Source organism: Embleya sp. NPDC127516 (genome assembly GCF_044765325.1).
In the GTDB taxonomy this organism is placed as follows: Bacteria; Actinomycetota; Actinomycetes; order Streptomycetales; family Streptomycetaceae; genus Embleya.
On record NZ_JBIWJT010000022.1, the window covers coordinates 77095 to 89195 of the forward strand.

At 72.5% G+C, this 12101-nt stretch carries 9 protein-coding genes; all 9 read right to left on the reverse strand.

Going from position 1 to position 12101, the window contains the following annotated elements; all coding sequences use genetic code 11:
• Window positions 1-19: 19 nt before the first annotated feature.
• The 9 genes from ACIRL2_RS34880 to ACIRL2_RS34920 all read right to left on the reverse strand — a co-directional run bounded on the left by ACIRL2_RS34880 (window position 20) and on the right by ACIRL2_RS34920 (window position 12015).
• Window positions 20-1525 carry a hybrid sensor histidine kinase/response regulator transcription factor gene (locus ACIRL2_RS34880; RefSeq protein ID WP_395859396.1) on the reverse strand — a complete coding sequence of 502 codons (1506 nt, stop codon included), beginning with the start codon at window positions 1523-1525 and terminating at the stop codon, window positions 20-22.
• Window positions 1526-1726: 201 nt separating this feature from the next.
• Window positions 1727-3268, reverse strand: a complete 1542-nt coding sequence (locus ACIRL2_RS34885) for a carboxylesterase/lipase family protein (RefSeq protein ID WP_402237596.1) — start codon at window positions 3266-3268, stop codon at window positions 1727-1729.
• Window positions 3265-4068, reverse strand: a complete 804-nt coding sequence (locus ACIRL2_RS34890) for an Asp/Glu racemase (RefSeq protein WP_402237598.1) — start codon at window positions 4066-4068, stop codon at window positions 3265-3267. The genes ACIRL2_RS34885 and ACIRL2_RS34890 overlap by 4 nt, the downstream gene beginning before the upstream one ends.
• Window positions 4069-4130: 62 nt before the next feature.
• On the reverse strand, window positions 4131-5036 hold the full coding sequence (locus ACIRL2_RS34895; protein WP_402237600.1) for a fumarylacetoacetate hydrolase family protein: 906 nt from the start codon (window positions 5034-5036) through the stop codon (window positions 4131-4133).
• Between the two features lie 122 nt (window positions 5037-5158).
• Complete coding sequence (locus tag ACIRL2_RS34900; protein WP_402237603.1) at window positions 5159-6268, reverse strand: cupin domain-containing protein; 1110 nt, start codon at window positions 6266-6268, stop codon at window positions 5159-5161.
• Window positions 6265-7314, reverse strand: coding sequence for a carbon-nitrogen hydrolase family protein (locus tag ACIRL2_RS34905; protein WP_395859401.1), 1050 nt, complete (start codon window positions 7312-7314; stop codon window positions 6265-6267). Before ACIRL2_RS34905 ends, ACIRL2_RS34900 begins: the two co-directional genes overlap by 4 nt.
• Window positions 7315-7335: 21 nt before the next feature.
• Complete coding sequence (locus ACIRL2_RS34910; protein WP_402237606.1) at window positions 7336-9726, reverse strand: FAD-dependent monooxygenase; 2391 nt, start codon at window positions 9724-9726, stop codon at window positions 7336-7338.
• A gap of 127 nt (window positions 9727-9853) precedes the next feature.
• A complete protein-coding gene (locus ACIRL2_RS34915; RefSeq protein WP_395859403.1) occupies window positions 9854-10336 on the reverse strand; it encodes an acyl-CoA thioesterase in 483 nt (160 codons plus the stop codon).
• Complete coding sequence (locus ACIRL2_RS34920) at window positions 10333-12015, reverse strand: AMP-binding protein (RefSeq protein WP_395859405.1); 1683 nt, start codon at window positions 12013-12015, stop codon at window positions 10333-10335. Before ACIRL2_RS34920 ends, ACIRL2_RS34915 begins: the two co-directional genes overlap by 4 nt.
• Window positions 12016-12101 lie beyond the last annotated feature (86 nt).

Below are 12101 nucleotides of genomic sequence, written 5' to 3' on the forward strand. Positions count from 1 at the left end.
GGTGCGAACGCACAACCGGTCAGCGCGGCAGGCCGGTGTGGCCGACCCGGACCAGGCCGGATTCGTACGCCACCACCACGGCCTGGGCACGATCGCGCAGGTCGAGCTTGCCCAGCAGGTCCCTCTCGTAGCGCTCCACGGTGGCGTCCTCGACCCGCATGGCCTCGGCGATCTCGCCGCTGTCCCTGCCCGCCGCGACCAGGCGCAGCACCTCGATCTCGGCCGGGGTGAGTCCAGCGAGGGCGTCGGGAACCGGGGGCGTCGACGGCGTCGTGGGCTCGTCGGCCGGCCCCGTCGCAGGCGTCACCGGGATGCTCGCCGCGACCAGGAACCCGCCGCCCGCGACGTGCTCGGCCCGGAACGACCCGCCGTGCACCGCCACCCGCTCGCGCATACCGAGCAGCCCGTGACCACCGCCGGTCGTCGCGTAACCACCGCCGGCCTTGTCGCCGCCGCCGTCGTCGCGGATCTCGATGGCGACCGCGTCCGGCAGGTATTCCAGCAGCACCCGAGCCATGGCCGCGCTGCCGGCGTGCTTGCGCGCGTTGGTGAGCGCCTCCTGGGTGATCCGGTACAGCGCGAGGCCGACCGGCAGCGGCAGTTCGCGGCGCGTGCCGAGCACCTGGAGCTCGGTCGGCAGGCCGGCCAGGCAGGATTCGGCGATCAGCCGGTCGAGGTCGTCGACGCCGGGCTGCGGGCTCGACGGCGCGCTCTCCGGGTCCTTGTCGCTGCGCAGCACGCCGAGCAACTGCCGCATCTCGTCCAGCGCGACCCGGCCGGACGCCTCCAGGGTGAGCAGCGCGCCGCGCGCACCGTCCAGGTCGCGTTCCAGACTGGCCCGGGCGCCGCCGGACATCAGATGCATGGTGGTGATGTGGTGCGCCACGATGTCGTGCAGTTCCCGGGCGATCCGCCGGCGCTCCTCGGTCAGCGCGCGCTCGGCGAGCAGGACCCGGTTGACCTCGACCTGTCCCTGCCAGTGCCGCACCGCCGCGCTCGCCCCCAGCACGAGCGCGGTCGCGACCAGGTCGCCGCTGAACACCCAGAAGAACGACTCGTCGGCGTTGCGGTAGCCGGAGGTCTGGGCGGCCATGGTCAGCGCCGCGGCCACCGCGATCGTCCGGGGCCGGCAGGCCAGGCCGACGGTGTACAGCGCGACCGCCAACGAGATGCCGAACCGCTGCCCGATGTCGGTCGACAGGTTCAACCCCACCTGGAGCACGAGAACCGCGAGCAGCACCGGGAACGGGGCGCGCCGGCGCGCCACCAGGCACAGCGCCGAGGCGACCAGGAACGCGACGCAGGTCGCGGCCTCCCCGGCGCCGTCGCCGCGGACGGTGACCACGTAGCCGAGCAGGTCGACGGCCATCGCCACGAGCGCGACCAGGAGGTCCGACCGGGTACGCGCCGGGAGGATCCGGCGCGCGGGGGCCGACCCGAACCCCGCGGGGGTGTCCGTGGCGGTCAGGTCACGGCCGGTGATCGCCTTGCCGAGCGTGGCCATGGACTTGGGGCCGAAGCCCATCCAGGGCCTCCTTCCATGGGGAGCCTCCATGCGGAGCGGCGGCCAGTATTCCACCGCGACGATCATTCGGCCGAAACGCGCGAACCGTGCGAACCACCCGGCCCTCGACGTCCCGGCCGCGCTCGCGAACCATCCGGCGGCCCCTCGAAACCCCCGCTCCCCACCCCCTCGGGCCGGCCGACACCGGCCCGCCACCCGCGCTCAGCCCCTCCCGTCGGCCCCGCCGGCCCCGTACAACCCGCGCTTGGCCGCGCCGACCGGGTCCGTCCCCGGCTCGCAGGCCGCCGCGAAGCGCATCGCCGCCCGGGTCGGTGTCGTGTACCGCTCCCACGCGGGCAGTCCGGCGTGGTTGGGGTCGCCGGTGCGGACGAACGCGATCCACGCGTCGTGCATCGCCGCGCCCAGCCCGTCCAGGGTCTTCGGCTCGACCCCGGCCAGGAACGGTGCGTGTGCCCACCGGTCCGCGTTGCGGAACGTGAACGGCAACTCCAGGCAGTGCGCGGCGCCCAGCCGGCCCCCGTAGGCGGGCGTCGCGTAGTCGAACTGGTAGAGCCACACCGGCCGTTCCTGTGCGGCCAGACCTTCCGCGAGGGCCGTGCCCGGCAGCCGGAACAGCTCCTCGGAGACCAGATCGGTCAGCAGTTCGAGGGCGGTTGCCCCCGGACGCTCGGCGGCGAAGATCTCGTACGCCTCCCCGCCCCGCGCGCCGAACGCCTCGTCGAAACGTGCCCGGACCTGCTCGAACGTGGCCCGCGCGTACATCTCGTTGGCCCCGAACGCGAAGCCGGCCTCGTCGGCGGTCCAGCCGAGCAGGATGTCCAGGTCCGGATTCTCCCCGGCCAGGAGCGCCGCCAACGGGTGCCGGGTCAGCGTCGAACCGTCGACCATGGGCAGGAACGGCACCGGCCATCGGCCCCACCGGGCCTGTACCCCGAACATGCCGACGGTGGCCTCGACCAACGCCTCCCACGGCAGCGCGCGCAATCCCGCGACGTCGGGGACGCCGGCCACCTCCAGCAGCGCGGCCGTGGTCCGCAGCGCCTCCTCGCGGTCGGGCGTGCGCACACCCAGCGGCGGGCTCTGCAGGATCGCCCGGTGGAACAGGCCGCGGCCCTGCGGATGTACGGCCAGCGCCGCCGTGGAGAAGGCGCCGCCCGACTGGCCCGCGACGGTGATGTCGTCCGGGTCGCCGCCGAAGGCCGCGATGTGCTCCCGGACCCAGCGCAGCGCGGCGAGTTGGTCGGTCAGCCAGAAGTTCCCGGCGTCCGCGTCGTCCTTGGCCCCGAGGTAGAGGTAGCCGAGCGCGCCGATCCGGTAGGAGACGCTCACCACGACCAGGTCGCCGTCGCGCGCGAAGGTGTCCCCCGCGTAGATCGGCAGCGTGCCGGAGCCGCTGACGAAGCCGCCGCCGTGGATCCAGACCAGGACCGGGCGGCGGGCGTCGTCCGGGCCCGGTGTCCAGACGTTCAGCGTGAGGCAGTCCTCGTCGAACGGCGGCGCGCCGTGGCCGCCGAGGACCGGGTCGACCAGCCCGACCTGCGGGGCACTGGGTCCGTACTCGCCCGCGTCCCGGACCCCCGCCCAGCCCGGATGCGGTCGGGCCGGCCGCCAGCGCAGTTCGCCGACCGGCGGCGCCGCGTACGGAATGCCGCGAAAGACCGCGAGCCCGTTCTCGGCCCGCCCGCGCAGCGTGCCGACAGGCAGCCGTACCAGCGGCGCGTCGTCCGGGCCCGGGGCGCTCACGTCACCGAGCCCGCGTCGGCGGAGGCGGCGCCCAGGGGCGCCTCGGCGAACTTCCCGGACAGCAGGTGTCCGGCCCCCGGCGCGAAGGCGGGCAGGTCGAGGGCGCGCAACATCTGGTGCACGGTGCACACCGCGGCGGAGACGACCGGCTTGCCCAGTCGTTGCTCGGCCTCCTCGATCGCGGCCAGCGAGGGCATCTGCACGCACGCGGACAACACCACCGCGTCCGCGTCCGCGTGGGCGAGCCGCTCCGCGATGCCCGGCAGGCGCAGCGGGTCGTGCGCGGCCACGTCGAGGTTGTCCGGGATCTCCAGCGCCTCGAAGTCGAGCACCTCGATGCCCTCGTGTCCCAGGTAGTCCACCACGGTGCGGGTCAGCGGCAGCATGTACGGCGCGACCAGGGCGACCTTGCGCGCGCCGATCGTGTGCAGCCCGTGCACGAGCGCGCCCGCGCTGGTGACCACCGGCGCGGGCGCGCCGTTCTCGACGGTCCGGGTGTGCAGGCGCTCCTCGGAGACCCGGTGGTAGCCCAGGCCCATGCTCATGATCGCCACCAGGCACGCGTAGCCGAGCACGTCCACCCGCGCGTCGGAGAGTTCGACGGCGCAGCGGTCGGAGTCGGCGTCCATCGCCTTGAGTTGCTCGGGCGTGACGTGTGTCATCCGCATCCGACTGGAGTGGAACGTGAAGCGCTCCGGGGCGACCGCTTCGCGCGCCCGCAGGATCGCGGGCACCTCGGTCTCCATCGTGACGTTCGAGCTCGGCACGATCTGGCCGATGCGGTAGGGGTGTTGACGCACGGAGGTCCTCCTGCTGGATGCCGACTGCGAGCCGAGAGTGTGGGGTGGGGTCGAGCCGCGGGTCAGCGGGCGTCGATCACCGGGTTGGACAGCGTGCCGATCCGCTCCACGGTGGCCTCCACCACGTCGCCGGGGCGCAGGTACTGCGGCGGGACCTGGGCCGCGCCGACGCCGGACGGCGATCCCGTGGAGATCACGTCGCCCGGCTCCAGGGTCATTCCGGAGGAGATGTCGGCGATCAGGCGCGGGATGTCGAAGAGCATGTGCCGGGTGTTGGACTTCTGCTTGACGTCGCCGTTGACCCGCAGCGACAGGTCCAGCGCCTGCGCGTCCGGGATGTCGTCGGCGGTGACCACCGCGGGGCCGAACGGCGCGTAGGAGTCCTGGCCCTTGGAGAAGAACCACTGTCCGGACCTGCGCTGGTCGCGGGCGCTGATGTCGTTCATGATGCTGTACCCGAACACGTGGTCCCACGCGTCGGCCTCGCTCACCTTGTACGCGGTCCGCCCGATCACGACGGCGAGTTCGCACTCCCAGTCGAGCTGCTGCGTGAGGTCGCCGTTGTGCAAAATCGGCGCGCCGGGGCCGGTGACCGCGGTCGCGGGCTTGCCGAACAGCACCGGGCGATCCGGGAGTTCCTTCGCGGTGTCCAGGGTGCGGTTGGACTCGGCCACGTGCTCGACGTAGTTGAGCCCGATGCCGATGATCTTCCCGGGCCGCAGCGGCGCGAGCAGCCGCACGTCGGCGCTCGCGTGCACGGCGGCGGCGGGCCGGTCGGCCGGGTCGCCGCCGAGCAGGTCGCGCGCGGCGTCGAACGCCTCGGCGCCCGCGCGGATGAACGACAGCAGATCGCCGGGCAGTTCGGTGTCCGCGGCGGCGGCGAGCGCGACGAGGTCGATCACGTGCGCGCCGTCCTCGGCGCCCAGGCGGGGCGTCGTGCCGTCGACGGTGTAGGTGACCAGGCGCATGGGAGTGTCCTCACTGTCCTTGCGTCCGGGCGGCACGGTCGCGCCGCCCGGATCGTCGTGGGGGTTGGGAATCGCGGGGCCTGCGATCGGTGGGCACGCGGCCTGATCGGCCGCCCCGGTGATCAGGGGGTCGGCTGGTGTCCGTCGTTGTCGACGTACGCCTCTTCGCGGTGGAAGCCGAGCGAGCGCATCACCGGGAAGTCGTTGAAGGAGAACAACACCGCGTCCTCGGACGGGTCGAGGTTGGCGTGTTCGTGCCAGGCCCAGGCCGGGACCGCGAAGACGTCGCCCTCGTGCCACTCGAAGCGCTGCCCGCCCACGATCGAGACGCCGTGGCCCTTGGCCGCGGTGTACACGACCGAACCGGTGTGCCGGTGCGCCTTCGTCGCCTGGCTCGCGCGCAGGAGTTGGATGTGCGCGCTCATCGTCGGCATCACCGAGCCGCCGGTGGCGGGGTTGGTGTACTCCATGATCACGCCGTCGTACGGCGATCCCTCGCTCGCCTTCGCCAGGTCCAGCAGCGCCTGGTAGGTGGGCTCCCACGGCCAGGCCAGCAGCGGCGAGTAGGGCCGGGTCCACCGCTCGGTGCCGTACGGCACCAGGTTGCCGCCGAAGGTCAGAACCGAGGAGTTCACCACCTTGCCGGGCACCTGGTACACGTCGGGGTGCACCTCGTAGAAGCCCGCGTCCAGCGCGTTGACCAGCGGGATGTCCAGGCCGTCCTGCCAGATCACCGGTGCGTCGTCGGACTCGTTGCCGTGCTCGTGCCAGGTGCCGTTCGGGGTGATCGCGAAGTCGCGGGCGCCGACCTTGAGTTTCTCGCCGTCCACGATGGTCCACGCGCCGGTGCCCTCCAGGACGAAGCGCAGCGCGGCGGCCTGGTGTCGGTGGGCGGTCATCGACTCGCCCGGGCCCATGATCTGCAGGCCCGTGTACAGCAGGCCGGCCGCGGCGCTGACGTCCCGGCGCCCGGGGTTGACCAGCATCACCACCCGGCGGCCCGCGTCGTCCGCCTTGACCAGGTCGAGCGCCTTGCGTACCAGGGGGCGCAGTTCGGCGTAGCGCCACAGTGTGGGCACCGACTTGGGCTGTGGGTACCACGGCTCGATCTCGTTCGCCACGGTCCACAGCGCACCGGCCTCGCGGTCGGCCAACTCGGCGTAGTAGGCGCTCAGTTCCGGGGTATCGGTGACTCGGGCCCGGCCGAGCATGTTGTCGTCCTGGGTGGTCATTTCTCCTCCTCGGGGGCAGGTGCGAGGGGCGTGGGGGCACTGTCGTGGGTGAAGGTGATCGGCGATCTGGGCCGGTTGTCGACGTTGAGTCGGAAGATGTCGAAGCGGTTGTAGTGGCCGACGATGTCGTGCATCTGCTTGGGCTGGATGCACTTGGCGAGATCGATGTCGGCGTAGACGATGCCCTCGTCGTCGATCAGCGGTTCGGTCACCGGGCGGCCGTCGGGGCCGAAGATCCCGGAGAGCGCGCTGCGTTCGCGGCCGAGCTGCTTGCGTACCTCGTCGTCGTCGCCGGCGATGGCGTCCACGATCTCCGGCGAGATGGTCGAGCACGCGACCACCGAGAAGACCTTGCCCTCGAAGCTGTGCGCGGCGGTGCGCACCGCGATGGCGTCCGCCATGTCGTAGTCGGCCGGTGCCACCGGCAGGGCGATGTAGCTCGCGGCGTGCACGAGTTCGCCCTGCGCGAGCAGGGTGAAGCGGGCCAGCGTGTTGGTGTTCTCGCCGCACGCGAGCACGCCGAGCGGGCCGATCCCGGTCGGGTGCACGCGCAGCGAGCTGCCGTCGCCGCCGGTCCAGGTCAGCTTCTCCGCCCAGGTGGGCACCAGCTTGCGGTGCACCCCGATCAGTTCGCCGTCCGCGTCGATGGTCAGCATCGTGTTGTAGAGCACGCCCATGCTGTGCGGGCCGCGCTCGTTGACGCCGATCACCACCACCGCGCCGGCCGCCCGGGCGGCGGCGCGCAGTGCCTCCACGTGCGGGCCGGGCACGTCCACCGAGGAGCGGTACAGGCGTTCGAACCAGGGAGAGCCCTGGACCGGGTTCATCGTCCAGTTCCAGTACGGGTACCCCGGCACGAACACCTCGGGGAAGACGATCAAAGCGGCGCCGTTGGCAGCGGCTTCGCGGATCAGCGCGACCGCCTTGGCCACCGTGGCGGCCGCGTCCAGGTAGACCGGCGAGGCCTGCACGGCGGCGGCCTTGAACCGGGGCGGGTTGTCGCGTTGTTCACCGGTCAGCACGATCGGCGGGGTGGGGCTGTCCATGTCGGGCTCCTCGTGTCCGGGTCAGCGCCGGCCGGGTACGGCCACCAGGCTCGGGTCGGGCTCGGGCCGCCAGCGCCGCGGCACCGCTTCGACGCTCTCGCGCAGCAGGTGCAGTCGCGGTGGCACCCGGTCGCTGCCCGCGCCGGGCGGCTTGCGGCTGCCGGGGCGCCACGCGCTCGGCCAGGGCGCGCCGGGTCCGGTGTAGCCCTGCTCGGCGGCGGCGTGCAGCGTCCACATCGGGTCGTACAGGTGGGCGCGGCCGACCGCGCACAGGTCGGCGCGACCCGCGAGCAGGATCGAGTTGACGTCGTCGTAGGTGGAGATCGCACCGACCGCGATGGTCGGCACGCCGGTCGCGTTGCGGATCAGATCGGCGAACGGGGTCTGGTAGCCGCGCCCGTAGGCGGGCCGCTCGTGCGCGACCACCTCGCCCGAGGACACGTCGATCCCGTCCGCGCCGGCCGCCGCCAGTGCCCGGGCGATGCGTACCGCGTCGTCCTCGGTGGTGCCGCCCCGGGCCCAGTCGCTCGCCGAGATGCGCACCACCAGCGGCTTGTTCGTCGGCCACACCGCCCGCACCGCGGACAGCACCTCTATCGGGAAGCGCAGCCGGCCGGCGAGCGAGCCGCCGTATTCGTCCTCGCGCAGGTTGGTCAGCGGGGACAGGAAGCCGGACATCAGGTGGCCGTGGCCGTACTGGAGTTCCAGCGCGTCGAAGCCCGCCCGGTCGGCCCGCGCGGCGGCGGCGGCGAACGCGGCGGTGATCGCGTCCAGGTCCGCGCGGTCCGCCTCGCGCGGACGGAAGTCGTTCGCGGTGTCCCATGGGATCGCCGACGCGGCCACCGTCGGCCAGCCGTTCGGGCCCAGCGGCACGCTCCGACCGTCGGCGTCCGGCACGGTGGTCGCCGCGCGGCGTCCGGCGTGGCTGAGCTGGATGCCCAACAGCGGGCCGTCCGGGGCCTGTTCCTTGACCCGGGTGACCACCTCGCGCCACGCGGCCTCGTGCGCGTCCGACCACAGACCCGGACATGCCTCGGTGGCCCGGCCGTTGGGCAGTACGGCCGTCATGCCCACGAAGACCAGGCTCGCGCCGCCGAGCGCGAGCGCGCCCAGGTGCGCGGCCTCGAACGGTCCCGGGATGCCGTCGCGGGCCGCGTAGGTGGCCATCGGCGGCACCAACACGCGGTTGCGCAGCCGGACCGACCCGAGCCGGAAGGGCTGGAACATCGGCGCGGCGTCCACCCGGTCCGGCCGCCCGGCGGTGAACGCGGCATCCACCCGGGCGACGAACTCGGGGTCGCGTTCGAGCAGGTTGGCGTGGGTGACCCGGCGGCTGCGGGTGAGCAGATTGAAGGCGAACTGCTCGGGCGCCTGGCCGACCGCGCGGTCGATGTTCTCGAACCACTCCAGGCTGGCCTGCGCGGCGCGCTGGGTGGAGCCGACCACCGGCTTGCGCTCGGCCTCGTAGGCGGTCAGCGCGGCCGGGATGCCCGCGTGCTCGTTCAGGCACGCGGCCAGCGCGAGCGCGTCCTCCATCGCCAGCTTGGTGCCCGAGCCGATGGAGAAGTGCGCGGTGTGCGCGGCGTCGCCGAGCAGGACCACGTTCTCGTGGTGCCACGAGGCGTTGCGCACGGTGCTGAACCTGATCCAGCGCGAGTTGTTCGGGATCAGCCGGTGGCCGTCCAGGTGTTCGGCCAGCAGCGCCTCGCACCGCGCGATCCCCGCGTCGTCACTGGCTCCGCGCGGCAGGTCGCGGCCGGCGAACTCGGCGAATCCGCCGCGGCGCCAGGCGTCCTCGGCGAGTTCGACGATGAAGGTGCTGCGTCGGTCGTCGAACGGATACGCGTGCACCTGCACCACGCCGAAGTCGAACTTGTCGACGATGAAGGTGAACGCGTCGAAGACCTTGTCGGTGCCCAGCCACATGTACCGGCAGCCGCGCTCGTCGAGATCGGGCCGGAAGGTGTCGGCGTAGCGTTCGCGCACCGCGGAGCGCACGCCGTCCGAGGCGACCACCAGGTCGTGGGTGCGCGCCAGTTCGTCCACGTCGGGTGCCTCGGTGCGGTAGCGCAGGTCCACGCCGAGCGCGGCGCAGCGTTCCTGGAGGATGCGCAGCAGTCGCTCCCGGCCCAGCGCGGCGAATCCGTGCCCGCCGGAGGTCAGGGTGCGACCGCCGTAGCGGATGTCGATGTCGGTCCAGCGAGCGAAGCCCGCGGACATCGCGGCGAAGATCTCCGGGTCGGCCTGCGCGATGCCGTCCAGCGTCTCGTCGGAGAAGACCACGCCGAAGCCGAACACGTCGTCCGGTGCGTTGCGCTCCCACAGGGTGATCTCCGCGGCCGGCGAGAGCTGCTTGGCGAGGGCGGCGAAGTACAACCCGCCCGGCCCGCCACCGATGACTGCGATGCGCACAGCGTCCTCCAATGTTCCCGGCCTACCCGAGCGTATGTAATAAATTCCACGGTCGTCAACAGGGCGCGATATCCGGCACGGGTCGAGGGCTCGCGGGTGCCTTCGAGCCCTCGCACCGGCGCGCCGGTCAGGCGTACGACTCCGGTCGTTGCGGGCCACCGCTGGAGAGCGCGGCCCGCGTCGCGTCCGGCCAGGGCGAGGCACCCTTGGCGTCCGGCGGGCAGTGCGCGACGGACACCCGACCGGTCGCGGCGACGCCCTGCTCGCCGCGCACCTCGAACGTGTAGTGCAGCGAACTGGTGCCCACCCGGGCGATCCCCAGCGCGATGTGCGCGGACTCGCCGAACCACAGCCGCTCGCGGTAGTCCGCCTCGAAGTGCACACGCGGGATCCGGCCGAACAGGTCGGCCACACCCAGCCGGCGCAGCAGCACCGCCTCCGCCGCCTCGACCCAGCGCTGCACCGCCGAGTAGTGGTAGTGGCCGGCGGCGTCGGTGTCCTGCCATTCGACCCGGCGCTCGATCACCACCGAGGGCAGCGTGGCCGCCTCGGCCGAGTCGGCCGGGTCGGTCTGTGCCGGGCGGGTGTCCTGCATCTCGTCGCCTTTCACGAGGTCTCCGGGGCAAGGGGGTTCGGGGCCGGGGGTTTCGGTCCGGCCGGTGCGGGCGCGGTAGGCGCCTGGGCCCAGGCGCGCAGTTCGCCGCGCCGCAGCTTGCCGTTGCCGGTGCGCGGCAGCGTGGCCACGAACTCGACCGCACGCGGGTACTTGTACGGCGCGATGGCCTGCTTGACGAAGGTCTGGATGCGGGTGGCGGTCTCGGCGTCGGCGGCCACGCCCTCGCGCAGCACGACGTACGCCTTGACGATCAGGCCGCGTCTGGGGTCCGGCGCGCCGACCACGCCGCACTCCGCGACGTCCGGGTGGGCGGCCAGGGCGAGTTCGACCTCGGGGCCGGCGATGTTGTAGCCGGAGGAGACGATCATGTCGTCGCTGCGGGCCTGGTACCAGAGGTAGCCGTCGGCGTCGCGGATGTAGGTGTCGCCGGTGATGTTCCAGCCGTCCCGCACGTAACTGGTCTGGCGCGGGTCGTCGAGGTACCGGCAGCCGGTCGGCCCCTTGACCGCGAGCTGCCCGGGCGTACCGTCCGGGACCCGCTGCCCCTCGGCGTCGAGCACCACGGCCTCGAAGCCGGGCACCGCTCGGCCGGTCGCGCCGGGCCGGATGTCCTGGTCGGCGGCGGAGACGAACACGTGCAGCAGTTCGGTCGCGCCGATCCCGTCGATCAGCTCGATCCCGGTCGCCGCGTGCAGGTCGTGCCAGGTCTCCGCGGGCAGCGCCTCACCCGCCGACACGCACCGCCGGACACCCTTGAGCAGGTCGGCCAGGCCCGCGCCCATGATCGCCCGGTACGCGGTCGGCGCGGTGAACAGCACGGTGACGCCGTGGTCGGCGATGATCCGGGCCAGCCGCTCGGGCGAGGCGTGCTCGAGCAGCAGGGTGGCCGCGCCGACGTGCAGCGGGAAGACCACCAGGCCGCCGAGACCGAAGGTGAAGCCCAGCGGCGGAGTGCCCGCGAACAGGTCGTCCGGGGTGGGCTTGAGGATGTGCCGCGAGAAGGTGTCGGAGTTGGCCAACACGTCGCGGTGGAAGTGCATGGTGGCCTTGGGGCGCCCGGTGGTCCCGGAGGTGAACGCGATCAGCGCGACGTCGTCGGCCGAGGTGTCCACCGCCTCGAACCCGCCGCTCTTGTCCGCGCAGCGCCGGCCGAGGTCGGTCGGCGCGTCGCCGCCGTAGGCGACGGTGGTCAGCCCCGGCACCCGGGCCGCGTCCAGCTCCTCCAGGAAACGGTGGTCGCACAGCGCGACCGTGGGCGCGCTGATCTCGCACAGCGTGGTCAGCTCGTGCGCCCGAAGCAGCGGCATCGTGGTGACCACGACACCACCCGCCTTGAGTACGCCGAACCAGCAGGCGACCAGCCACGGGTTGTTCGGGCCGCGCAACAACACCCGGTTGCCCGGCACCACGCCGAGTTCCTCGGTCAGCACCCGGGCCACCTGATCGGCCCGAAGCAGCAGGTCACCGTACGTCCACTCGTCATCGAGCGTGACCAGACACCGCCGGTCGGGACCCAGTCGGCGCACGGTGTCGTCCAACAGCACCCGGGCGCAGTTGAGCCGAGTCGGGTAGCGCAATTCCGGCAATTCAAAACGCAGTTCGGGCCACAACTCGGCCGGTGGCAGTCGATCACGACAAAACGTGTCGACATGAGCGGAGGGAAACAGCTCCATGTGCGCGCACCTCATCCTGGTGTCAGCGGGAGTCGCGGAGCCAGTATCTATCATTCCTGACGACAGTCAATGTAACGCGATAGTTC

What these genes read in the sequence shown, in the direction of transcription:
- ACIRL2_RS34920 (WP_395859405.1), bottom strand. Translation starts at nt 12,015, where the DNA reads ATGGAGCTGTTTCCCTCCGCTCATGTCGACACGTTTTGTCGTGATCGA.
- ACIRL2_RS34900 (WP_402237603.1), bottom strand. Translation starts at nt 6,268, where the DNA reads ATGACCACCCAGGACGACAACATGCTCGGCCGGGCCCGAGTCACCGAT.
- ACIRL2_RS34905 (WP_395859401.1), bottom strand. Translation starts at nt 7,314, where the DNA reads ATGGACAGCCCCACCCCGCCGATCGTGCTGACCGGTGAACAACGCGAC.
- ACIRL2_RS34895 (WP_402237600.1), bottom strand. Translation starts at nt 5,036, where the DNA reads ATGCGCCTGGTCACCTACACCGTCGACGGCACGACGCCCCGCCTGGGC.
- ACIRL2_RS34880 (WP_395859396.1), bottom strand. Translation starts at nt 1,525, where the DNA reads ATGGGCTTCGGCCCCAAGTCCATGGCCACGCTCGGCAAGGCGATCACC.